20 protein-coding genes are annotated in these 22,934 nt (G+C 47.5%); 7 read left to right on the plus strand and 13 right to left on the minus strand.

What is annotated here, in order from left to right:
- Positions 1-221 precede the first annotated feature (221 nt).
- Positions 222-1,073, minus strand: coding sequence for a patatin family protein (locus HUX74_RS04045; protein WP_061411208.1), 852 nt, complete (start codon positions 1,071-1,073; stop codon positions 222-224).
- A gap of 95 nt (positions 1,074-1,168) precedes the next feature.
- Here HUX74_RS04045 and HUX74_RS04050 point away from each other — a divergent pair, with 95 nt between their 5' ends.
- The gene (locus HUX74_RS04050; RefSeq protein ID WP_061411214.1) at positions 1,169-2,368 is read left to right on the plus strand and encodes an aminopeptidase C; all 1,200 of its coding nucleotides are present in this window, start codon (positions 1,169-1,171) and stop codon (positions 2,366-2,368) included.
- 44 nt (positions 2,369-2,412) lie between these two features.
- Here HUX74_RS04050 and HUX74_RS04055 read toward each other — a convergent pair whose 3' ends face one another.
- On the minus strand, positions 2,413-4,173 hold the full coding sequence (locus HUX74_RS04055) for a 1-deoxy-D-xylulose-5-phosphate synthase (RefSeq protein ID WP_119993020.1): 1,761 nt from the start codon (positions 4,171-4,173) through the stop codon (positions 2,413-2,415).
- A 336-nt stretch (positions 4,174-4,509) separates the two neighbouring features.
- Here HUX74_RS04055 and HUX74_RS04060 point away from each other — a divergent pair, with 336 nt between their 5' ends.
- From HUX74_RS04060 to HUX74_RS04075, 4 genes are read left to right on the plus strand one after another with little or no spacing between them, the layout of a single operon-like run.
- On the plus strand, positions 4,510-5,403 hold the full coding sequence (locus tag HUX74_RS04060) for an electron transfer flavoprotein subunit beta/FixA family protein (protein WP_117601570.1): 894 nt from the start codon (positions 4,510-4,512) through the stop codon (positions 5,401-5,403).
- Between the two features lie 4 nt (positions 5,404-5,407).
- Positions 5,408-6,427 (plus strand): electron transfer flavoprotein subunit alpha/FixB family protein, encoded by a 1,020-nt coding sequence (locus HUX74_RS04065; RefSeq protein ID WP_117601571.1) that lies wholly within the window; start codon positions 5,408-5,410, stop codon positions 6,425-6,427.
- A gap of 14 nt (positions 6,428-6,441) precedes the next feature.
- Positions 6,442-7,263: an energy transducer TonB gene (locus HUX74_RS04070; RefSeq protein ID WP_117601572.1), complete on the plus strand. Its 822-nt coding sequence runs from the start codon at positions 6,442-6,444 to the stop codon at positions 7,261-7,263.
- A gap of 10 nt (positions 7,264-7,273) precedes the next feature.
- Positions 7,274-8,980: an acyl-CoA dehydrogenase family protein gene (locus HUX74_RS04075; RefSeq protein ID WP_005826256.1), complete on the plus strand. Its 1,707-nt coding sequence runs from the start codon at positions 7,274-7,276 to the stop codon at positions 8,978-8,980.
- A gap of 135 nt (positions 8,981-9,115) precedes the next feature.
- On the opposite strand, the gene HUX74_RS04080 is transcribed toward HUX74_RS04075, so the two are convergent.
- Positions 9,116-9,409 (minus strand): chaperone modulator CbpM, encoded by a 294-nt coding sequence (locus HUX74_RS04080; RefSeq protein WP_009036538.1) that lies wholly within the window; start codon positions 9,407-9,409, stop codon positions 9,116-9,118.
- A gap of 17 nt (positions 9,410-9,426) precedes the next feature.
- A complete protein-coding gene (locus tag HUX74_RS04085; protein WP_117601574.1) occupies positions 9,427-10,395 on the minus strand; it encodes a DnaJ C-terminal domain-containing protein in 969 nt (322 codons plus the stop codon).
- Positions 10,396-10,703: 308 nt separating this feature from the next.
- Here HUX74_RS04085 and HUX74_RS04090 point away from each other — a divergent pair, with 308 nt between their 5' ends.
- Positions 10,704-13,214, plus strand: a complete 2,511-nt coding sequence (locus tag HUX74_RS04090; protein ID WP_174646250.1) for a glycoside hydrolase family 9 protein — start codon at positions 10,704-10,706, stop codon at positions 13,212-13,214.
- A 171-nt stretch (positions 13,215-13,385) separates the two neighbouring features.
- Here the strand turns inward: HUX74_RS04090 and HUX74_RS04095 are convergent, their stop codons facing one another.
- The 4 genes from HUX74_RS04095 to HUX74_RS04110 form a co-directional block, all read right to left on the minus strand.
- A complete protein-coding gene (locus tag HUX74_RS04095; RefSeq protein ID WP_138344720.1) occupies positions 13,386-14,405 on the minus strand; it encodes a low specificity L-threonine aldolase in 1,020 nt (339 codons plus the stop codon).
- A 156-nt stretch (positions 14,406-14,561) separates the two neighbouring features.
- Positions 14,562-14,780: a winged helix-turn-helix domain-containing protein gene (locus HUX74_RS04100; protein WP_117601577.1), complete on the minus strand. Its 219-nt coding sequence runs from the start codon at positions 14,778-14,780 to the stop codon at positions 14,562-14,564.
- A 253-nt stretch (positions 14,781-15,033) separates the two neighbouring features.
- Positions 15,034-16,671 carry a chaperonin GroEL gene (groL, locus tag HUX74_RS04105; RefSeq protein ID WP_016273163.1) on the minus strand — a complete coding sequence of 546 codons (1,638 nt, stop codon included), beginning with the start codon at positions 16,669-16,671 and terminating at the stop codon, positions 15,034-15,036.
- A 37-nt stretch (positions 16,672-16,708) separates the two neighbouring features.
- Complete coding sequence (locus HUX74_RS04110) at positions 16,709-16,981, minus strand: co-chaperone GroES (protein WP_004290132.1); 273 nt, start codon at positions 16,979-16,981, stop codon at positions 16,709-16,711.
- 182 nt (positions 16,982-17,163) lie between these two features.
- Here HUX74_RS04110 and HUX74_RS04115 point away from each other — a divergent pair, with 182 nt between their 5' ends.
- A complete protein-coding gene (locus tag HUX74_RS04115; protein WP_119961639.1) occupies positions 17,164-18,018 on the plus strand; it encodes a bile acid:sodium symporter family protein in 855 nt (284 codons plus the stop codon).
- Here the strand turns inward: HUX74_RS04115 and HUX74_RS04120 are convergent.
- The 5 genes from HUX74_RS04120 to HUX74_RS04140 all read right to left on the minus strand — a co-directional run bounded on the left by HUX74_RS04120 (position 17,988) and on the right by HUX74_RS04140 (position 22,860).
- Positions 17,988-18,749 carry an EFR1 family ferrodoxin gene (locus HUX74_RS04120; RefSeq protein WP_117601579.1) on the minus strand — a complete coding sequence of 254 codons (762 nt, stop codon included), beginning with the start codon at positions 18,747-18,749 and terminating at the stop codon, positions 17,988-17,990. The two genes, HUX74_RS04115 and HUX74_RS04120, sit on opposite strands and share 31 nt — an antisense overlap.
- A 48-nt stretch (positions 18,750-18,797) precedes the next feature.
- Positions 18,798-19,043 (minus strand): hypothetical protein, encoded by a 246-nt coding sequence (locus tag HUX74_RS04125; RefSeq protein WP_174645967.1) that lies wholly within the window; start codon positions 19,041-19,043, stop codon positions 18,798-18,800.
- Positions 19,044-19,100: 57 nt separating this feature from the next.
- The gene (hisS, locus tag HUX74_RS04130) at positions 19,101-20,462 is read right to left on the minus strand and encodes a histidine--tRNA ligase (protein ID WP_117601592.1); all 1,362 of its coding nucleotides are present in this window, start codon (positions 20,460-20,462) and stop codon (positions 19,101-19,103) included.
- Between the two features lie 256 nt (positions 20,463-20,718).
- Positions 20,719-21,414 carry a zinc metallopeptidase gene (locus HUX74_RS04135; RefSeq protein ID WP_016273159.1) on the minus strand — a complete coding sequence of 232 codons (696 nt, stop codon included), beginning with the start codon at positions 21,412-21,414 and terminating at the stop codon, positions 20,719-20,721.
- Between the two features lie 141 nt (positions 21,415-21,555).
- Entirely contained in the window at positions 21,556-22,860 is a 1,305-nt protein-coding gene (locus tag HUX74_RS04140; RefSeq protein WP_174646251.1) for an alpha-L-fucosidase, read from the minus strand.
- Positions 22,861-22,934: the final 74 nt, after the last annotated feature.

Here is a 22,934-nt window from a genome sequence, read left to right on the forward strand (position 1 = left end):
AATTGAGTTTTGTGTCAGCAAAATTAAGCGAAACCAGAATTTGCACCTATAACAAATGTTACGAAAGGTGGTATTTTTGATACATCCCCTTTCTAAAGGTATTCTACGCGTGTTTTTTGCTAAATAAACTTTAGCTTTAGCAGCAAATTAATAGAAAAGAATGAAAACAATATGGGAGCAGATGCTAATTGTACCAGCTCTCATAGTATACTCTCTCAGAATCAAAAACGAAAAACAAACTGTTCCGCACACCGGTATCCTTCTTCATAAAGCTCTGTCAGCTTCTTGATGTCACGCTCGATGCGGTCTACCACTACCGGCTTCTGTGGACGGATAACAATAATTTCCCCGGCGGCTTCCATCCGTTCCACCTGCTCCAACTGTTGATTATAGACAATGCTGCGGCGATTGATAGCTTCACGCAATAGCGGATATTTCTTATATATAAAAGGTGGAACCTTCGTTCCCTGAATTTCCTTACGGTATCCATGATTGCGCGTCAATACTACCACATTATTGGTAAATCCATCCTGACGGGCACGCATCAAAGGGATACTGTCCACAATACCTCCATCCAGCATCGGGGTGTTGTCCACATAGGTAACGGGACAGACAAACGGCAGACTGCTCGAAGCACGCACAATATCAATGACGCGCTCTTTACTCCGCTTCTCCTCAAAATAGTTCGCTTCGCCCGTCTCGCAATTGGTAGTTACCATCACATAGCGTTCGGGGCAATGAAAGTATGCCTCGTAGTCGTAGGGAAGTATGTGTTCCGGAAACTCCTGGAACAACAAGTCGAAATCCATGATATTCCGCTTCTTCAACAGATACTTCAATCCGATGTAATTGTATTTTTCCAACAAGTCGATATTGCTGTACTTGGCACGCCCGCGCTGACCGGACATATAGGAAAGTCCGTTGCAGGCTCCGGCACTGACGCCGATGGTATAGGGAAAGCGAATGCCACGATCCATAAAGTTGTCGAGCACACCGCAAGTGAAGACGCCGCGCATACCGCCACCCTCCAAAACAAGACCGCTACGGTCATCAATATGTATTATTTTCTCCATAAGTGTCGGAATTAACGCTTCAAAGATAGCTTTTGTTTACGATATTCTACCTATATTTGCAGTTGCAACAATAAATCTATAACATTTTAATTATGATGAAGAAATCAATACTGATGGCTGCATTGGGTTTATTAAGTTTAAACACAATAGCACAAGACACTCTGAAAGAGGAAGGTTTCATCTTTACGACCGTAAAAGAAAATCCGATCACTTCTGTTAAGAACCAGAACCGCGCCGGTACATGCTGGTGCTATTCCGGATTGGCATTCATCGAATCCGAACTGCTCCGCATGGGCAAAGGCGAATACGACTTTTCTGAAATGTTTATCGTACACAACACCTATCTGGACCGTGCCGACAAGGCAGTGCGTACACATGGTGACGTTTCGTTCTCACAAGGCGGTTCGTTCTACGATGTAATTTATGGTATGAAAACTTTCGGTCTGGTGCCCGAAGAGGAAATGCGTCCGGGCGTTATGTATGGCGACACGCTGAGCAACCACACCGAATTGACAGCCGTATCTGATGCCGTAGTGGCAGCCATTGCCAAGGGAAAACACCGCAGCCTGCAAACAGACCAAGACAAGAACCCGCTCTGGAAGAAAGCCATTACCGCTATCCACGATATTTATCTGGGCGAACGTCCCGAGAAGTTCACCTACAAAGGCAAGGAATATACTCCGAAGTCTTTCTATGAATCTACCGGACTGAATGCAGATGACTATATCTCACTGACTTCCTATACCCACCATCCCTTCTACCAGCCGTTCGTCCTAGAAATACAAGACAACTGGCGTTGGGCTTCTTCCTACAACTTGCCTATCGACGAGTTGATGGAAGTGTTTGACAACGCTATCAATAAGGGTTACACCATTGCATGGGGTAGTGACGTAAGCGAACAAGGCTTCACACGCGACGGTATAGCCGTAATGCCCGATGCAGAAAAGGTGCAAGAACTGAGCGGTTCTGACATGGCACACTGGCTGAAAATGAAACCCGAAGAAAAGAAACTGAACAGCAAGCCTCAACCGCAGAAGTGGTGCACACAAGAAGAGCGCCAGCTGGCATACGACAACTGGGAAACTACTGACGACCACGGTATGCTGATTTACGGTATAGCCAAAGACCAGGAAGGCAACGAATACTATATGGTAAAGAACTCTTGGGGTGAAGCCGGAAAGTACAAAGGTTTGTGGTATGCTTCCAAAGCTTTCGTGCGCTATAAAACAATGAACATCATTGTGCACAAGGATGCACTGCCTAAGGATATTGCCAAGAAACTGGGTATTAAATAAATAAAAGAAGGAGATGCATCAAACTGCATCTCCTTTTTCAATTCTTAACAAATCCTACAGATATCTTCCACAATCTGCGGAACCGTCAACCGGTTCTTCTTCAACTGTTCCTCCACATCGTAACGGTCGATAAACTCTTTCTTCACACCATAGTTCAGTACCTTCATATCCGACGGACCGTAGTAACGGGCAATCTTCTCGCCAAAGCCACCGTCCAGCACTCCGTCCTCAAGAGTAATGACCAGTGTATGGTCGAGCTTCAGGTCATCGAGCAAAGCCTCGTCCACACCCGTGATGTAGCGGGGATTGACAAGCGTGGCATCCATTCCTTTCTCTTCCTTCAACCGGGCAGCCACAGCTTCGCCCAACTGATAGAAAGAGCCCAGTCCCAATATGGCGACCTTCTCTCCACGATGGGACACCTCATAACGGTTCAGCGTCTTGCCGTAATCCTTCTCTGGTTCTACATTCCTGCGAACAACCCCATTGGCCGGCACGCGAATGGCAACCGGATGTTCCGTCTGACGGATGCCCCACTCCAGCATTGCCATATACTCCTCACGGCAAGTAGGTGCCAGATAAACCATATTCGGAATATTGCCGATAACCGGAATATCGAAAAGACAAAGATGGGTAACGTCATTCATACTCGACAAGCTTCCCCAGAAGACAAGAATCAGTGCAGGATTATTGTTGATGCAAAGATCCTGGGACAACTGGTCGTAGGCGCGCTGGATAAAGGTGCTGTAAACCCCGAATACCGGTTTTCCACCTCCGGCAGCAATGGCAGAAGCCATGGCAACAGCCTGCTCTTCGGCAATGCCCACATCAATGAACTGCCGCCCTGCCTCTTTGCGGCGCTCCGGTGTAAAGCCAAATACCGTAGGTGTACCTGCGGTGATACCCACCACAGTCGGGTCTTTCTTCATCTCCTGCAACAGATAACCGGCGGTAAGGTCGGCATAGTCTTCACCCTTCCCAGGCTCACCGGTCAGATTGCCGGTCTCAAGGTCGAACGGAACACTGTAATGGAAACGTTCTTTCTGCTCTTCCGCCAATTTGTATCCCTTACCTTTCAAGGTATTGATATGTACCACAACCGGATGCTTCTTGTCCTTCACTTCACGGAAAGCCTCTATCAATTGCTCCACGTCATTGCCATCCTTCACATAGAGATAATCATATCCCATTGCCTTAAAATAGTTGCAGGGAGCCTGACCCTCCGTTTCGCGCAACTGTTGCAGATTGCGGTATAGCCCGCCATGATTCTCGGCAATGGACATCTGGTTGTCGTTGACAATGACGATGAAGTTCGTGCCCAGTTCGGCACCTACATTCAATCCTTCGAAGGCTTCGCCACCACTTAGCGAGCCATCGCCGATGACGGCAATCACATTACCCGTCTCCCCCTTCAAGTCACGCGCCTTGGCAAGCCCGCTTGCCAGACTGACGGAGGTAGAGGTATGCCCGATGACGAAGAAGTCGTGCTCGCTTTCCGACGGTTCGGAATATCCGGAGACTTCGTCATACTCGTCCGCATTCATAAACGCTGCCCGGCGGCCTGTCAATATCTTATGGGTATAACTTTGATGGGACACGTCATAAACTATCTTGTCCGTTGGTGAATCGAACACGTAATGCAGGGCTATGGTGGCTTCTACCATTCCCAGGTTGGGACCTACGTGTCCTCCGTGGGAGCTCAACTTGTTTAACAACACCTGGCGGATTTCTCCACCCAATCCGTTCATTTCGCTGACTGATAACTTTTTCACGTCAGCAGGGGAATTTACTTTTTCAATATACATATTCTATAATAGCATTTAAGTAGCGATACTTGTTTATCCGATGCCGCCCGTCGTGCAGGCCTCATCCGGACGCTGCAAAAGTACAGAGGAAACGGGAACGGAAAGGTAGATAAATTACCGGTTTTATTACCTTTTTTACAGATATAGAGCCTACTGATATTTGCGCAAAATCCCTCAACTTGTGCATTTTTCACCCCATTTTCTTGTCAAACCCAACTCTTTCCGTAAATTTGCAGGCTGATAATGAGTTAACCGGCCAATTTCAGTAGCAGGATTCTACTACTCCTATTCCCGGCACTGACATACAAAGAAATACTAATACTAATAATTAATAGCATGAGTTTGAAAATTGTTGTATTGGCAAAACAAGTTCCCGACACACGCAACGTTGGGAAAGATGCCATGAAAGCCGACGGAACCATCAACCGCGCGGCACTCCCTGCCATCTTCAACCCCGAGGATCTGAACGCTCTTGAACAGGCTCTCCGACTGAAAGATGAACATCCGGGCTCCACCGTTACCATCCTGACCATGGGACCGGGACGTGCAGCCGAAGTTATTCGTGAAGGACTTTACCGTGGTGCCGACAACGGCTATCTGCTGACTGACCGCGCTTTTGCAGGTGCCGATACACTTGCCACTTCGTATGCCCTTGCCACAGCCATCAAGAAGATAGGCGACTATGACGTCATCATCGGCGGACGCCAGGCCATCGACGGTGATACCGCCCAAGTAGGTCCGCAAGTTGCCGAAAAACTGGGACTGACGCAAGTGACCTACGCAGAAGAGATTCTGAACGTGGACAAAGCTGCCAAGAAGATTACCGTGAAACGTCATATCGACGGTGGTGTGGAAACCGTTGAGGCTCCCCTGCCCATCGTCATCACCGTAAACGGAAGTGCCGCCCCCTGCCGCCCACGCAATGCCAAACTGGTGCAGAAGTACAAACGCGCCCTCGGTGCCCAGGAAAAAGCTGCCATCACCAAGGAAGGCGCTGAGCTTGCCTACGCCGACCTCTACGAGAAATATCCCTATCTGAACATCACGGAATGGAGCGTTGCCGACGTGAACGGCGACCTTGCACAATGCGGTCTGAGCGGCTCTCCTACCAAGGTGAAGACCATTCAGAACATCTCATTCCAAGCCAAAGAAAGCAAAACGCTGACGGGCAGCGACAAGGATGTGGAAGATTTGATTGTTGAACTGTTAGCCAACCATACGATAGGATAAGATTATGAATAATGTATTTGTATATTTAGAGATAGAAGGCACAACAGTTGCCGACGTCAGTCTCGAACTCTTGACCAAAGGTCGTAAATTAGCCAATCAGTTGGGCTGCCAACTGGAGGCAGTTGCTGCCGGAAGCAATCTGGCAGGCATTGAAAAGCAAGTATTACCCTACGGAGTAGACAAACTCCACGTATTCGACGCTCCGGGCTTGTTCCCCTATACTTCCCTTCCCCACTCCTCTGTCCTCATCAACTTGTTCAAAGAAGAAAAGCCGCAAATCTGTCTGATGGGCGCCACCGTTATCGGTCGCGACCTCGGTCCGCGCGTTTCTTCCGCTTTGACCAGCGGACTGACCGCCGACTGTACCTCACTGGAAATCGGCAACCACGAAGACAAGAAGGAAGGTAAGACCTACGAGAACCTACTGTATCAAATCCGTCCCGCATTCGGCGGTAACATCGTTGCCACGATTGTGAATCCCGAACACCGCCCGCAGATGGCAACCGTTCGCGAAGGTGTGATGAAGAAAGAGATACTGGACGCTGACTATAAGGGCGAAGTCATCAACCACGACGTTGCCAAGTACGTGCCCGAGACGGACTATGTGGTAAAAGTCATCGACCGCCACGTAGAAAAGGCAAAACATAACCTGAAAGGCGCTCCCATCGTGATTGCCGGAGGCTACGGCATGGGAAGCAAGGAAGGTTTTGACATGTTGTTCGAGCTTGCCAAAGAACTCCATGCTGAGGTAGGCGCCAGCCGTGCTGCCGTCGATGCCGGTTATGCCGACCATGACCGCCAGATTGGCCAGACCGGTGTCACTGTCCGCCCCAAACTGTATATTGCTTGCGGCATCAGCGGACAAATCCAGCACATTGCCGGTATGCAGGAAAGTGGTATTATCATCTCCATCAACAATGACGAGAACGCTCCCATCAATACGATTGCCGACTACGTCATCAACGGTACGGTGGAAGAGGTTATCCCGAAGATGATAAAATATTATAAATCACACAGTAAATAACAATAAAGGTAATCATGAAAGGGCTGATTCTTATATTTGTTCTTCTTTCAGGTATATCTTCCGCTATCGCTCAAGAGAAACTCTGGTTGGACAAGAATTACCAATGGACGGACGACTCCATCCAAGCAGTCAGGTATGCTCTTGTTTCCAAGATAAACAAAAAGTGCATCAAGGTGGAAGAGTATGCTTTGGAAGGACAAAAGAAGGATGTCTGGCATTTCTCCGAATACAAAAGCAATCCCCGCAAAAGGATAAGGGAAGGCTTGCATACATCATTCTATGCAAACGGCAAGGACAGCCTGACAGAAGTATATAGAGACAATCGCTTGGAGGGGCAAACCATGGTGTATTATCCCGACGGTGCCATACATCTGGCCCGGAGCTACAGTGATGGGAAACTTGACGGAACACTCCTGCAATACTATCCCGATGGAAAACTTCGTAGAAAGGAACACTATTCAGAGAATCAGTGCACCGATGGAAAGATGTTCGACAAGCACGGAACTGAAATGGCACATCAGCCGTATTTCGTATTTCCATCCTTCCCCGGAGGAATAGAGAACCTCATGAAACTGGTGGCCAATGTTACCAAATATCCGGAAGACGCCTGGAAGCAAAAGGCAGAAGGAAGGGTAATCCTGCAGTTTGTTGTAGACGAAGAAGGCAAGATGACCTATCCAAAAATCCTCCAGTCCGTGCGCTATGACATCGATAAAGAAGCCATACGTGCTTTCAAGGCCATTGCCGACGTCTACCGTTGGTCGCCCGGCTATCAGGACGGAGAGGCCAAGCGAGTGAAATTCACAATGCCCCTATACTTCAGAATACCTAAATAACCAAGAAATTATGGCAAATTTTTATACCGAAGTTCCCGAATTGAAGTATCATCTGAACAACTCGATGATGGAACGTATCTGCGAACTGAAAGAACGCGGTTACCAAGACAAAGACAAGTATGACTATGCTCCGCAGGACTATGCGGACGCTATGGACTCTTTTGACAAGGTACTTGAAATCACCGGAGAGATTACCGGAGAGATTATTGCTCCCAATGCCGAAGGCGTGGACGAAGAAGGTCCCCACTGTGCCAACGGCCGCGTGGAATATGCCAGCGGCACTAAGCAGAACCTCGACGCCATGGTAAAAGCTGGCTTGAACGGTATGACCATGCCGCGCCGTTTCGGTGGCTTGAACTTCCCGATTACTCCGTACACCATGTGTGCGGAAATCGTTGCCGCCGCCGATGCCGGTTTCGGTAACATCTGGTCACTGCAAGACTGCATCGAAACGCTCTACGAATTCGGTAACGAAGACCAGCACAGCCGTTTTATACCACGTGTCTGTGCCGGAGAAACCATGTCTATGGACCTGACAGAACCGGATGCCGGTTCCGACTTACAGAGCGTAATGCTGAAAGCGACCTATGACGAGGCCAACAACTGCTGGCGCCTGAACGGTGTGAAGCGTTTCATCACTAACGGTGATGCCAATCTCCACCTCGTACTGGCACGTTCAGAAGAAGGAACGAAAGACGGACGTGGCTTGTCCATGTTCATCTACGACAAGAATGAAGGCGGTGTAGACGTGCGCCGCATCGAGAACAAGCTGGGTATCCACGGCTCTCCCACCTGCGAACTGGTTTACAAGAATGCAAAGGCAGAGCTCTGCGGCGACCGCAAGCTTGGTTTGATTAAATACGTTATGGCTTTGATGAACGGTGCCCGTCTGGGTATTGCCGCACAGTCAGTAGGTCTTTCACAAGCTGCCTACAACGAAGGTCTGGCTTATGCCAAAGACCGCAAGCAGTTCGGCAAGGCCATCATCGAATTCCCTGCTGTATATGACATGCTGGCTATTATGAAAGCTAAGTTGGATGCAGGACGTTCCTTGCTGTACCAGACTTCCCGCTACGTGGACATCTACAAAGCGCTGGACGACATCGCCCGCGAACGTAAACTGACTCCGGAAGAACGCCAGGAACAAAAGAAGTATGCCAAACTTGCCGACGCCTTCACTCCGCTGGCCAAAGGTATGAACTCTGAATATGCCAATCAGAATGCTTACGACAGTATTCAGATTCACGGCGGTTCGGGCTTCATGCTGGAGTATGCTTGCCAACGTATCTATCGTGATGCACGTATTACTTCTATCTACGAAGGTACTACTCAGTTGCAGACCGTAGCTGCTATCCGCTATGTAACAAACGGCTCATACTCTGCCACCTTGCGCGACTACGAGCAAGTGCCGTGCAGCGAAGAAATGCAACCGTTGATGGACCGCATCAAAGAGATGACCAACAAGTTCGAAGCCTGCACCAATGCGGTGAAAGAGGCACAGAATCAGGAATTGCTGGACTTCGTGGCACGTCGCCTCTATGAGATGGCTGCGGTATGTATCATGTCGCATCTCATCATCCAGGATGCGACAAAGGCTCCCGAACTGTTCGGCAAATCGGCTCTGGTGTATGTGAACTATGCAGAAGCCGAAGTGGAAAAACACTTTAACTTCATCCGTAAGTTCAAAGCAGAAGAGCTGGAAAGCTACCGCAAATAAACGCATTGCTTGACAAGACAAATATAGCGGGCACCGGAGTAGCTAAACTCTCCGATGCCCGCTTGTTTTTTCTGAAAAATTTCCTGCTTGCTCCTTCTTAAAGGGACAAAAGCTCTCAAAGAGACGAAAGGAAAATTAATACTCTCCGTGCAGCCTCAGCCTGCCGCGCAGCGAGTGTATCTCCCGCTGCATCTCTTCCATCCTTGCCAGCAGATGATGGATGGCATCAATCCCTTCCATATTGATAGAAAGGTCGTAGTACATACGGCTGTACCGTTCCACATCCGGCAACTCGGAGAAAGGAAGATAACGTTCTCCACCTTCCTGCTCCACATCTATCAGCCCACTTTCGCACAACATATCAATAAAAGTGGGCTCTATATGACACTTGTCACAATATTCGCTGATGACAATCCATTCGTTCTGCATACTCCGTTCTCCTTTCATTAGTTCATACCCTTAATTTTACGGAACATCTCTTTCTGCTGTTCCGTCAGATTCGTCGGCAACTTCACGGAATAAGTCACGATGAGATCGCCAAACTGTCCCTCCTTCTTATATACGGGAAAGCCCTTGCCCTTCAGACGTACCTTAGTCCCGTTCTGGGTTTCGGGTTTCACCTTCAGCTTCACCTGACCATCCAAAGTATCCACTAACTGGTCGCCACCCAGCAGGGCTGTATAAAGGTCAACGGTCACATCTACATACAAATCATCTCCCAAACGCTTGAATACCGAGTCATCCGGAATCACAAACGTGATGTACAAGTCACCAGCAGGACCTCCGTTGATACCCTCGCCACCATAGCCTTTCAGTTTGATGACCTGTCCGTTGGCCACACCGGCCGGAATGGTAATACGCACTTGCTTACCATTCACCGTCAATATCTGTTTATGGGTCTTCGCAGCCTCACGAAGCGATAGGTTCAAATCCGCATGATAATCCTGCCCGCGGAAACCGGCATTGGCACCGCCTCCGCCGCGCGTACGATGACCGAACATCTGTTCGAAGAAGTCTGAGAAACCACCGGCATTACTGCCCGAAAATTCCTGACCGTCGGAAGAATACCAATACGTACCGCCTCCGTCCGTACCAAATCCCGCACCGGAACCTCCAAAACCGGAACCGCCAAATCCCCCGAAGCCCCCGGCTTGCTGCTGTGCCCGCTTCTGCGCCTCAAACTCGTCGGCATGTTTCCAGTGTTCACCATATTCATCATATTTCTTTCTCTTTTCAGGATCACTCAGCACCTCATTCGCCTCGTTAATAGCCTGAAACTTATCCTTGGCCGTAGCATCGTTCGGATTCAAGTCAGGATGGTACTTGCGCGCCAACTTGCGGAACGCTTTCTTGATGTCATCCTGAGATGCCTTTTTGTCCACTCCAAGGACCTGATAGTAATCAATATAAGCCATAGTCTATTAGTTTTATTGTCTAAATACCATAAAACAAATAACACGCCAATTTGTTTTACGCATTACTAAAATAGGTAAACAAAAATTAAAAAGCATCATCAAGCATAATAATTACGTGATAAACAAACATTTAGTTTCAACCAAACACTTATTTCACGTCTATAAAACACCAAAATAGTGTAAACGACACCTAATATCGTCTAATTATTCATCCTAAATCTTCCTAAAATTGACAGAAAATGCTTTATTTGTAATAAGGAAAATTTGTTTTATATATAATCCCCAACCTTAGATTAAAAACCCCCATTATGAAAAGTAATTATTGGCTCCTAACGGTAATATTCGCTCTCGTAGCCCTGCCGGGCAAAGCAGGCGAATGGATCAGAATCAACCAACTCGGCTATTTGCCGCAATCCGTCAAAGTCGCTGTATTCATGAGCGAGGAAGGAACAAACGTAGAAAATTATTCATTGATTGACGCTTTCACCGGAAAGGTGGTGCGTACCTTCAACACAGCCAAGGCCACCGGCAAGATGGGAGGCATGAAGAGTACCTACCGGTTGAACTTCAGTGATTTCACAGAACCGGGCACGTATTATCTGAAAGCAGGCAAAGCGGTCTCCCCCCGTTTCCCCATCAATGCACAAGTCTACAACGGTACCGCAGACTACCTGCTGCACTACATGCGGCAGCAACGCTGCGGCTATAATCCGTTCCTGAAAGACAGCTGCCACGTGGACGACGGCTACATCGTCTATCACCCCACCAAAACCGGACAACATATAGACGTCCGCGGAGGCTGGCACGATGCTACGGACTATCTGCAATACACCACCACTTCCGCCAATGCCATCTACCAGATGATGTTTGCCTATCAGGAAAATCCGGAATCATTCGGCGACGCCTATGATACAGCTGGAAATCCGGGAGCCAACGGCATTCCCGACATCGTGGATGAAATCAAGTGGGGACTGGACTGGCTGAACAGGATGAATCCTGCTCCGGGCGAGCTGTACAACCAGATAGCCGATGACCGTGACCATGCCGGAATGCGCCTACCTAACAAAGACCTGGTGGATTACGGCTACGGACCGGGTAAAGGACGCCCCGTTTACTTTTGCAGTGGCGAACCGCAAGTACGTGGAGAGTTCAAGAACGCAACGACCGGAGTGGCAAGCACTGCCGGCAAGTTTGCCTCCTGCTTCGCTTTAGGCGCCAAGATATTGAAAGACTACTATCCTGAATTTGCAGCAGAAATCGAAGCCAAGGCCGATGCCGCCTATCAGGAAGGCGTCAAGAAACCGGGAGTATGCCAGACTGCCTCTGTCTTGTCTCCCTACATTTACGAAGAGGACAACTGGGTGGACGATATGGAACTGGGAGCCATGGAGCTGTACAAAGCCACCGGTGACAACAAATACCTGGTCCAAGCCCTTGAATACGGACGTCGCGAACCGGTGACTCCCTGGATGGGCGCCGACAGTGCACGCCACTACCAATGGTATCCGTTCATGAACATGGGGCACTACCATCTTGCCAAAGTGGACAACAGCCGCATCAGCAAGGAATTCATCCGCAACATGCGTACGGGCATTGAACGCACGTACGAGAAAGCGGTAGAAAGCCCCTTCCTGCACGGTATACCCTACATCTGGTGTTCCAACAATCTGACTACCGCCATGCTGACCCAATGCCGGCTGTACCGCGAAACCACCGGCGATGACACATACGCCGAAATGGAAGCCTCCCTGCGCGACTGGCTGTTCGGCTGTAACCCTTGGGGAACCAGCATGATTGTGGAACTTCCCCTTTACGGAGACTATCCCTCGCAACCCCACTCCTCACTGCTGAATGCAGGCGTGGGCAATACTACCGGCGGACTGGTGGACGGTCCTGTCTATCGTACCATCTTCGAAAGCCTGCGCGGTGTCAACATGACGGGAATTCCCGGAACTCCCGGACAAGACTACGAACGCTTCCAGCCAGACCTGATGGTATATCACGACGCCATCCACGACTATTCCACCAATGAGCCTACCATGGACGGAACCGCCTGCCTCACGTACTACCTCTCTGCCATGCAGAAGGATGGAATGAAGCAAGCCGGTATCCCAAATGACAAGAATGTATATGTGGACGGAGGCATTATCCGCACCGATCCCTCAAAAAAGCAAATCACTCTCGTATTCACTGCCGCCGACAAAGCAGACGGTGCCGATGCCATCATCAGCACCTTGAAGAAGCATGGCATCAAAGGTGGCTTCTTCTTTACCGGAGAGTTCTATGAACTCTATCCCGATGTAGTGAAACGCCTGCTCGACGAAGGGCATTTTGTAGGCAGCCACAGTTACGGACATCTGTTGTACATGCCTTGGGAAAACCGTGATTCTCTGCTGGTCACCCGCGAAGAGTTTGAGAACGATATGATGAAAAGCTACGAGACCCTCCGCAAGGCAAGTATCGAATACAAAGACGCTCCCGTCTATATTCCTCCTTACGAATACTATAACAAGGAAATATCCGCCTGGGCAAAGAATATGGGTATTCAAGTCATCAACTATACCCCTGGTACCATGAGCAATGCCGACTACACCACTCCGGACATGGGACAGAAGTACCGGAGCAGCAAATTCATCTACGACAAGATTATGGAGGTGGAAAAGAAAGAAGGTCTGAACGGACACCTAATGCTGATACACTTCGGAACGGACGACCGCCGCACAGACAAGTTCTATAATGGCTATCTGGACAAGATGATTAAGACGCTGAAACGAAAAGGCTATACTTTTGTACCGGTCCGCGAGGCTATCGGTATATAAGCATACTCTAACAAGGATTTATTGAAAAGGTTAGTTAAAAAAGTTATCGTGCAAAGGTATTTAAGGTAAATATTCAATCGGTTTGTTTTCAGTAAACCTTCCCCTACCCCCAAGAGGGGAAAGTTTCGAAGTAAGCTCCCAGCCTGTGAAGGTTAGGAGCTTTTATATATTTCAGAGAAGCCTTTTTACCGATTGCAGCAATTGCTCGATATCTTCTTCCGTAGTATCAAAAGAGGTTACAAAACGGATTTCGTGGATGGCCTCATCCCAGAAGTAGAAGAAATACTCCTTCAACAGCTCGTCAATCACCGGACGGGGCATCGTAAGGAAAAGCTGGTTACTTTCCACCTTCTGCGTAAAATGCACACCTGGCAACTCCTTCAATCCGTCGTAAAGAATCTTTGCCATACGATTGGCATGCGCGGCATTTTTCAGCCAAAGGCTGTCCGTCAGGTAAGCAGTGAACTGGCAGGACAGATAGCGGAGCTTGGATGCGAGCTGTGCCGACTGCTTGCGCACAAAATAAGCTTCCTTCTTTAAGGCTGGGTTAAAGACAACCACGCTTTCTCCCAACATCAGTCCATTTTTCGTACCACCGAAACTGAGGATATCTATCCCGCAATCCACTGTCAGTTCCCTAAAGCCAAGATTCAAGGCTGCACAAGCATTTGCCAGACGGGCTCCGTCCATATGGACATACATGCCATGCCGATGGGCCAAATCCGTCAAAGCCCGCAACTCGTCCGGCTTATAGACAGTGCCCAGCTCCGAACATTGCGAAATATAGATGGCTCCGGGCTGCGAATGATGCTGTTCGCCGAAATGGCACAAATAAGGACGGACTAAATCGGGCGTCAGCTTGCCGTCAGGGGTAGCTATAGGACGAATCTGACAACCTGTCATGCGGGCAGGCGCACCGCATTCATCGACATAGATATGTGCAGTCTCTGCACAAATAATGGAATTATAAGGGCGGGTACACAGCTGCAAAGCCACCGCATTACTGCCCGTACCGTTGAATACGAACAACGGTTCGCAATCCGGCGTAAACGCTTCCCTTATTTTACGGACAGCCTCCTCTGTCCAAGGATCATCCCCATAACCAATAGCATGGTCACGGTTGGCCCGGTTCAGCGCCTCCATTACCAGCGGATGTACGCCTGAATTATTGTCTGAAGCAAAACTTCTCATAGTCATTCTGTTTTTGTTCATTGAAAAGAATGTGCAAAGGAAAGAATATTCTGCAACATGAAAAAACAAAGGAGCACAGATTTCATCCCCCCGGCAGAAAATGCTTCCGCACTATGAAATCTGTGCCCCTCAATCAATCCATTCACTCGGTTCCCTTTATCCGATATAAACATTTACCCCTAGTGAAACATAAAGTTCATCTTCTTCCTGATGAATTTCAATCTTGTCCTCACGGGCAAGCCACCCCAATGCGGCTCCCAATTCCTTGTCCTTCAGTCTGGACTTCCTCTTTAAAGAATCGTAGCTCCATCTGGTATAATCGCTAAGCAACTGCCAAACTTTCCCAGCATTTAGTCCAATTTCGCTTTTGTTCATTTTTCTCTTTAATTAAAAAGGTTAATAGCTCTTGTTGATTAGGTTATCTTTACAAAGGGTAAAGATATGATTTTTTATTTAACTAACAACAAAAACGAACAAAAGATATAAAAATGAACCGTTTTTGCAACACTTTTGTAATATTACACACTTTTTATTGATAATCAAGAAGGAAAATGAAACAAAAAACCGCAGTATCTATCAAAAAGACACTGCGGTTCTTCTATTTGATTAAGCAATCAGGGGAAAAGTCTTACATCATTCCACCCATGCCGCCCATTCCGGGAGCACCCATCGGCATTTCGGGCTTATCCTCTTTCTTCTCTACGATTACACATTCTGTAGTCAAGAACATGCCTGCAATAGAAGCGGCATTCTCAAGAGCCACACGAGTAACCTTGGCAGGATCTACCACACCAGCTGCATGCAGGTTTTCATAAACATCTGTACGGGCATTGTAACCAAAGTCTGCCTTGCCTTCACGCACTTTCTGTACAACAACAGCACCTTCTTTACCAGCGTTGGCAACAATCTGGCGCAACGGTTCTTCAATAGCACGTTTGATGATGTCAATACCGGTTGTTTCATCTACATTGTCACCCTTAAAGCCTTCCAGAGCATCCAATGCACGGATATAGGCTACACCACCACCAGGAACAATACCTTCTTCGATAGCGGCACGGGTAGCACGAAGCGCATCGTCTACACGGTCTTTCTTTTCCTTCATTTCAACCTCAGAAGCAGCACCTACATAAAGAACAGCTACACCGCCAGACAACTTGGCCAGACGTTCCTGCAGTTTTTCCTTGTCATAATCAGATTTCGTAGATACAATCTGAGCCTTGATTTGCTCGCAACGTTCCTTGATGTTTTCTTTATCACCGGCACCGTTTACAATAGTTGTATTATCCTTGGAAACAGTTACCTTGTCGGCAGTACCCAACATTTCGATAGTAGCTTGTTCCAGCTTCAGACCTTTTTCCTCGCTGATGACAACACCACCGGTCAGCACTGCAATATCTTCCAACATTTCCTTGCGACGGTCACCGAAGCCCGGAGCCTTCACTGCACAAATCTTCAACTGAGAACGCAGACGGTTTACAACCAAAGTTGTCAGCGCTTCGCTATCCACATCTTCTGCAATAACCAGCAAAGGACGACCGGTCTGTACTGCCGGTTCAAGAATAGGCAGGAAGTCTTTCAAGTTGGAAATCTTTTTATCATAAATCAGGATGTACGGTTTCTCCATTTCGCACTCCATCTTCTCCGTGTTGGTAACGAAGTAAGCAGAGAGGTAGCCACGGTCGAACTGCATACCTTCAACCACACCGATAGTAGTATCAGTACCCTTGGCCTCTTCGATAGTGATGACACCGTCTTTGGAAACTTTGCGCATAGCGTCTGCAATCAGCTTACCGATAACGGGGTCATTGTTGGCAGAAACAGAAGCAACTTGTTCAATCTTGTCATAATTGTCACCCACTTTCTCTGCCTGTCCTTTGATAGAATCAACCACTTTGGCAACAGCCTTGTCGATACCGCGTTTGATATCCATCGGGCTGGCACCGGCAGTCACGTTCTTCAAGCCTTCGGCGACGATGGCCTGAGCCAAAACAGTAGCGGTTGTAGTACCATCACCTGCATCATCACCGGTCTTGGAAGCAACTTCCTTTACCAGCTGTGCGCCGGTATTCTGATATGCGTCTGCCAACTCAACTTCTTTAGCTACCGTTACACCATCTTTCGTGATGTGGGGAGCACCGAATTTCTTTTCGATGATAACGTTACGACCTTTAGGGCCGAGGGTTACTTTCACTGCATTTGCCAGTGTGTCGATACCTTTCTTCAATTGGTCGCGGGCATCGATATTGAATAATATTTCTTTTGCCATAATTTTATTTACTATTTAACGGTTTACTAATTAAAAATTATCCCAAAACAGCGAGCACATCGCTTTGACGCATGATGAGGTACTTGGTTCCTTCAACTTCCAGTTCAGTACCAGCATACTTGCCATACAACACTGTGTCACCAACCTTCAACACCATTTCTTCGTCTTTTGTTCCGTTGCCTACTGCAATAACTTCACCTTTCAAAGGTTTCTCTTTCGCTGTATCAGGAATAATGATACCGCCAATTGTCTTTTCTTCTGCAGGTGCAGGGAGTATCAGCACTCTGTCTGCTAATGGTTTAATGTTCATAGTCTTTTTGTTTTATATGTTATACATTTATTATAATAGTAATTTCGCTTTAAACAAGCAATAAACAACTTACGAAAACCGTGCCAAACCGACAAGCTGTTTGTTTGGCAGACAAAGACTGACAAAATGACAAAGTATAAACAAGATTTGCTATCTTTGCAGCCTCCAAAATGATTTGACTTATGAATGCAATATGGATAGTCCTCCCCATTCTTACCTTATTGATGTTTGAACTGGGACTGACATTACAAACCGAAGACTTTAAACTGTTCCGCAAACGCCCCCGCCCCATCATTGCCGGACTGGCAGGTCAAATTATCCTACTGCCGACGCTGGCATTTGCTTTAGGACATGTCTTCCAGCTCGAACCTTTGTTTTTTATCGGCATCATGCTCATAGCCTGCTCGCCAGGTGGCAGTTCATCCAACATCTTCTCCATGATAGCTGAAGGAGACGTAGCATTGTCCGTGTCACTGACGGCATGCAGCAGTATTATCACACTATTCACCATCCCCATGATTATGGAATTCGCCACACACTATGTAGACAACAATCTGAACATAGACGTCCATCTCCCTATAGGCAGCCTCATCATACAGAACCTGGCCCTGATGCTCCTTCCCATTGTAGCCGGTATACTCACAAAGCGTTACCGTCCGCAAATGGCAGAAAGGATTCATAAGACATTGTCGAAGATAGCTTTTCCCGCACTTATCCTGCTGGCGACTATCTTCTTCATACAGCACCATTCCACCATCACCGACCAATTCGGCAAACTAGGAATCTGCATCTCCGTTCTTATCCTGCTGGCTATAGGAGGCGGCGTACTGCTATCGAAGTCCATGTACCTCAACCGAAAAGAACAACGTACACTCATTATAGAAATCGGTATGCAAAATGCCGCACAGGCAATTGCCGTTGCCAGTAGCCCGTTTGTATTCAACAATGACATTATTGCAATACCTGCCATTATCTACGCACTGGTAATGAATGTTATTCTGCTGATTTATGTGGGAGTGGTAAAGCGACAAAGATAATCTCCCAACCGGTATCTTCCCTTCTTCTGTGTCGCTTTTCCATACTGTATCACTTTCCGGGGGCAAAAATGCAAACAAGCCATACAATGAATGCAGTGCTTTCCCCACACCGGACGCCCATCCACCAACCGGATATTACCTACCGGACAAGATTTACTGCATATTCCGCAAGAGATACAGCCTTCATCTACATGAAATCCCTTGCTACCAATGATGAAACGTACAAACAAAGGATTCACTACATACGTTTTCAGCCAGGCAGCACCGCCTTCATGCACGTTCCAAGCCTTCTTCCGTGCAATGACATCCTCCACAATTGAAGTAATGGCAAGCCGTGCATTCTCTATCTTCTTACGACAAAGCGCCTCATCGTCCAAGTCGAACATCGGTACGTAGGTATTAGGCATTGCAACAGACCAAGCAGCATCCAACGGAAAATGCTCCGCCAGACGGTTCATTCCCTTTCCCACATCGTCCCCGCATGTACACACGGCATAACGATAACGGCAATCCGGCAACCGGAGCTGCGACAAAAAATCAATCAAGACACGGGGGGCATACCATGAGTGCACCGGAAAAACAATACCCACTCTGTCAGCTTTTGACAGCTCTGCGGGTATCAGGCCTTGCTTAAGGCAATCAACAATGCTGACGGCAGTATCATGCGTAGCCTCTGCAAGCAATTCTGCAATCCAGTGTGAGTTTCCGGTTGCGGTAAAATAAAGTATCATCGGCAGTATGTTTTGCCGACAAAGGTAGTGATTTGACTTGAATTCCTTCTATTCCAGCAGCTCTTCTATGGAATAATTTTCCCAGAACGCTTTTGTAGAATGCACTAATGAACTGCCCATATAGAGCAGGAACAATACCGCTATGACAATCATCAGGAAACTGACGAGGGCATTGTGTTTTTCTTGCTTAAGCTCAACAGAAACCATAAGAACCTCCTTTTTTGTCAGTACAAAGATAAATGCAGGATGTTTCATTTCTCCTACGCCACTATTACAAATACTTATTCGTGCCATAAATATACAAAAAAAGGAGCAACTTTATGCTCCTTTTTAAATGTATTTCAGTTTTTATTATTTCAGTTCGCTAACCAACTCTTGGGGAGTGACCATTTTCTGCTCACCGGTCTCCATGTTTTTCAATGTCACCTTACCCTCATTCATCTCATTCTCCCCTACCAAAGCCACAAACGGAATGGCTTTAGAGTTCGCATACCCCATCTGCTTCTTCATCTTGCTTGCATCGGGAAAAATCTCGGCACGAATACCTGCCGCACGAACCCCGGCAAGTACATTCATGGAGAATGCAGCTTCTTTCTCACCAAAGTTGATAAACAACAGCTGAGTACCATTCACTGCTTCTTTCGGATAAAGGTCGAGCTGATTCAGCACATCAAAGATGCGGTCTGCACCGAACGAGATGCCTACACCACTGACACCGGACATGCCGAATACACCCGTCAAATTGTCGTAACGTCCTCCACCGGTGATACTGCCGATTTGCACATCAAGCGCCTTTACTTCGAAGATGGCGCCGGTATAGTAATTCAAGCCACGAGCCAATGTCAAGTCCAACTCGATTTCATTCTTTAAGCCGAGATTCTTCAAAGTGGAAAGGATAAATTCACTTTCCTCCACACCTTTCAGTCCAGTCTCGCTGGCAGCAAGGACCTCCTTCAGAGTTGCGAGTTTCTCTTCATTACTTCCGCTCAACAAAATGATAGGTTGCAGTTTAGCGATAGCCTCGTCACTGATGCCTTTCTCTTTCAACTCGGCATTGACATTATCCAGACCTATCTTATCCAACTTATCGATGGCCACAGTAATATCCACAATCTTGTCAGACTCACCGATGATTTCGGCAATGCCACTCAATATCTTGCGGTTGTTAATCTTGATACAAACACGGATGCCGAAGCGAGTAAATACCGTATCTACAATCTGCATCAGTTCCACTTCGCTCAGCAAGGAATCGCTGCCTACCACGTCGGCATCGCATTGATAGAATTCACGATAACGCCCTTTCTGCGGACGGTCGGCACGCCACACGGGTTGTATCTGATAACGTTTGAAAGGGAAAGTTATTTCATCGCGGTGCATCACCACGTAACGGGCAAAAGGTACTGTGAGGTCATAGCGCAAACCTTTCTCGCAGAACTTACTGGCAAGCTTCACTGCATTACGGCTCAACAGTTCTTCGTCCGTAAGTCCGGAGAAATAATCACCAGAATTCTGTATTTTGAACAAGAGCTTGTCACCTTCCTCACCATACTTCCCCATCAAAGTAGAAAGCATTTCCATTGAGGGCGTTTCTATCTGCTGGAAGCCATAGAGGTGATACACTTCACGAATCGTATTGAATATATAGTTACGCTTCGCCATTTCTACGGGCGAGAAGTCACGGGTTCCTTTCGGAATACTTGGTTTTGCTGCCATAATCAGTTCAATCATTTTAAAAATCGGACGACAAAGTTACAGTATTTTATTGATTGAGAAAAGAGAATGTTTATCTTTATGCCATTACTGCAGTATAAAAGTGACAAAAACAAGCTTTGAACTTACACCTTTACAGAAAAGGTTGAATAATACACAACAGATGAGCTGTTTGATATAAACAGACTATCCATCTAAAGCAAACAGACCATCTGTCCGTATGGAACAGATGGTCTGTTTTTATGTCTGCATCATATACTTAATCTCTGCGTCCCAAGAATATCATGATATAATAAATCAAGGTAGCAAGCGAACCGAGAGCAGCCACTACATACGTATAGGCAGCCGAACGCAGTGCATCTTCCGCTTGTGCATGATTATATGAATTTGTAATGCCGGAATTGCTAAGCCATACCAGCGCACGCTTACTTGCATTGATTTCCACCGGCAAGGTGATGAAGCTGAACAAAGTAGTCAACGCAAACAGTATAATACCCGCCAGTAACAGTTGCGGGAAAGAGTTCAGCATCAAAATACCTGCCAGCAGCAGCCACGTCATCCACTGTGAGGCGAAAGAGACTACCGGCACCAGTTTGCTGCGCATTGTCAACGGAGCGTATGCACGCGCATGCTGCACAGCGTGGCCACATTCGTGGGCTGCAACGGCAGCAGCCATGATGCTGTTACTGCTATAAACACTCTCACTCAGGTTTACTGTCTTATTGGCAGGATTATAATGGTCGGTCAGATGTCCAGGAGTATGCGTCACAGTCACATCGTAGATGCCATTGTCGTGCAGCATCTTCAAGGCCACGTCTGCTCCCGTCATTCCGTTGCCGGTAGGGATTTTAGAGTACTTCTTGAATTTGTTCTGAAGATTCATCTGTACCAGCCAGCTGACGACGGCAATACCGATAAAAATAATCCATTGCATTCCTATCATTCCTGTTCCCATAATTTTCTTTCTTTAAATTGTGAATAAATCAGTCGTTTCTTATTGTATAACAAATAGTCTGCCAAAAATAAAAGGAAACGGTGAGCAATGCCAGCGTTTCCTTTATCTTTTAGGAAGAATTAAAGATTTCTGATTTATAATTTATTTTTCAATCTCCACCTCTATCACTTTATCGATATCCGTCGGAACCTCCGGCAAGTAAAGCATCACCCCTCCTTCACACTTACGGAACTTCACTGGAAGACGGTCGGCATACCCCACTGCCTTCCTCACTTTCTTGCCTTCCAACGGCAGGAAGAGAGCCTTATCCTGCAATTCGAGAATATGCACGTATAATTTATTTTCTCTTTGTGTAGTGACTCCCCAAGGATGCGGAGCAATGCAGCCGCCACGGGTTCCGTAGATGGTTTCACCGTATACCTTCATCCATTCCCCTACTTCTGCCAGACGCTCCAATGCAACAGCAGGCAGCTCACCGTCCGGCTGAGGACCGATATTCATCAGCAGATTGGCATCTTTACCCGCAGCCTTCACCAGGTAATGTATCAGCGTTTTGGTGGATTTATAATCCTGGTCCGTAATCTTATATCCCCACATTCCATTCATCGTCTCGCAGGTTTCAAGGGGCAAGGCGCTGATATCCTGCCCGGAAAGGCCGGCACGGTTCTCTCCCGGCAGATCGCGCTCGAATATCTGGATGTCCTCGCCGACAAACGGTGCTTGATGATGGTTGTTCCCAACCAGGCAAGCCGATTGCAGGCGGTGTATCATGGCATATTGCCCGGGCAGTTGCCAATCGAAATCCGGATTCTGGTCCTGGTCCCACCAGCCATCAAACCAGATGGCACCTATTTTTCCATAATTAGTGAGCAACTCGGTCAGCTGGTTGTTCATGAATTTATAGTAGCTGTTCCAGTCGCCCTTCGGATTCGGCCGTCCCGTTCCACGTCCGGTGCGTCCCCACGGAGCATCTTCGCGATACCAGTCAATGTGCGAATAGTAGAGATGCAGACGGATACCTTGCTTGTGGCACTCGTCTGCCAATTCTTTCAGAATATCCCGCTTAAAAGGGGTGGCATCCACAATATTGTAATCGGAAAAGCGTGTGTGGAACATGGAAAAGCCATCGTGATGCCGGGACGTGAAGCAGATATACTTTGCCCCGGACGCTTTGATGGCTGACACCCATCTGGCGGCATCGAACTTGGCAGGATAGAAGCCTCCCGCCAGTTTGGCATACTCCTTATAATTAAGGTTCTTGTTCGTCATGGTCCATTCTCCAGTAGCCAGCATGCTGTATATCCCCCAATGCAGGAAGATACCGAATCGGTTGTCACGAAACTCCTGACGGGATTTCAGATTTTCCTCCGTCGGCTGATAAGTCTGCGACTGTGCGGAGGGCACAAGGAGCAATAGCAGTAAAAAAGACAAAAGACGTGTTTTCATGGCAATAAATAAAAAAGGCACGGATTATCCGGACACCCACGGTTCTTCAGATGAAGCCGCGAAATCCGTGTAAT

Origin of the sequence: Bacteroides sp. Marseille-P8574, from assembly GCF_902825465.1 — a bacterium.
Taxonomy (GTDB): Bacteria; Bacteroidota; Bacteroidia; order Bacteroidales; family Bacteroidaceae; genus Bacteroides; species Bacteroides uniformis.

Bases quoted from the DNA above. Each gene is read 5' to 3' on its own strand.
- HUX74_RS04045 (WP_061411208.1), bottom strand. From the start codon at position 1,073: ATGGAGAAAATAATACATATTGATGACCGTAGCGGTCTTGTTTTGGAG.
- HUX74_RS04050 (WP_061411214.1), top strand. From the start codon at position 1,169: ATGAAGAAATCAATACTGATGGCTGCATTGGGTTTATTAAGTTTAAAC.
- HUX74_RS04055 (WP_119993020.1), bottom strand. From the start codon at position 4,173: ATGTATATTGAAAAAGTAAATTCCCCTGCTGACGTGAAAAAGTTATCA.
- HUX74_RS04060 (WP_117601570.1), top strand. From the start codon at position 4,510: ATGAGTTTGAAAATTGTTGTATTGGCAAAACAAGTTCCCGACACACGC.
- HUX74_RS04065 (WP_117601571.1), top strand. From the start codon at position 5,408: ATGAATAATGTATTTGTATATTTAGAGATAGAAGGCACAACAGTTGCC.
- HUX74_RS04070 (WP_117601572.1), top strand. From the start codon at position 6,442: ATGAAAGGGCTGATTCTTATATTTGTTCTTCTTTCAGGTATATCTTCC.
- HUX74_RS04075 (WP_005826256.1), top strand. From the start codon at position 7,274: ATGGCAAATTTTTATACCGAAGTTCCCGAATTGAAGTATCATCTGAAC.
- HUX74_RS04080 (WP_009036538.1), bottom strand. From the start codon at position 9,409: ATGCAGAACGAATGGATTGTCATCAGCGAATATTGTGACAAGTGTCAT.
- HUX74_RS04085 (WP_117601574.1), bottom strand. From the start codon at position 10,395: ATGGCTTATATTGATTACTATCAGGTCCTTGGAGTGGACAAAAAGGCA.
- HUX74_RS04090 (WP_174646250.1), top strand. From the start codon at position 10,704: ATGAAAAGTAATTATTGGCTCCTAACGGTAATATTCGCTCTCGTAGCC.
- HUX74_RS04095 (WP_138344720.1), bottom strand. From the start codon at position 14,405: ATGAGAAGTTTTGCTTCAGACAATAATTCAGGCGTACATCCGCTGGTA.
- HUX74_RS04100 (WP_117601577.1), bottom strand. From the start codon at position 14,780: ATGAACAAAAGCGAAATTGGACTAAATGCTGGGAAAGTTTGGCAGTTG.
- groL (WP_016273163.1), bottom strand. From the start codon at position 16,671: ATGGCAAAAGAAATATTATTCAATATCGATGCCCGCGACCAATTGAAG.
- HUX74_RS04110 (WP_004290132.1), bottom strand. From the start codon at position 16,981: ATGAACATTAAACCATTAGCAGACAGAGTGCTGATACTCCCTGCACCT.
- HUX74_RS04115 (WP_119961639.1), top strand. From the start codon at position 17,164: ATGAATGCAATATGGATAGTCCTCCCCATTCTTACCTTATTGATGTTT.
- HUX74_RS04120 (WP_117601579.1), bottom strand. From the start codon at position 18,749: ATGATACTTTATTTTACCGCAACCGGAAACTCACACTGGATTGCAGAA.
- HUX74_RS04125 (WP_174645967.1), bottom strand. From the start codon at position 19,043: ATGGCACGAATAAGTATTTGTAATAGTGGCGTAGGAGAAATGAAACAT.
- hisS (WP_117601592.1), bottom strand. From the start codon at position 20,462: ATGGCAGCAAAACCAAGTATTCCGAAAGGAACCCGTGACTTCTCGCCC.
- HUX74_RS04135 (WP_016273159.1), bottom strand. From the start codon at position 21,414: ATGGGAACAGGAATGATAGGAATGCAATGGATTATTTTTATCGGTATT.
- HUX74_RS04140 (WP_174646251.1), bottom strand. From the start codon at position 22,860: ATGAAAACACGTCTTTTGTCTTTTTTACTGCTATTGCTCCTTGTGCCC.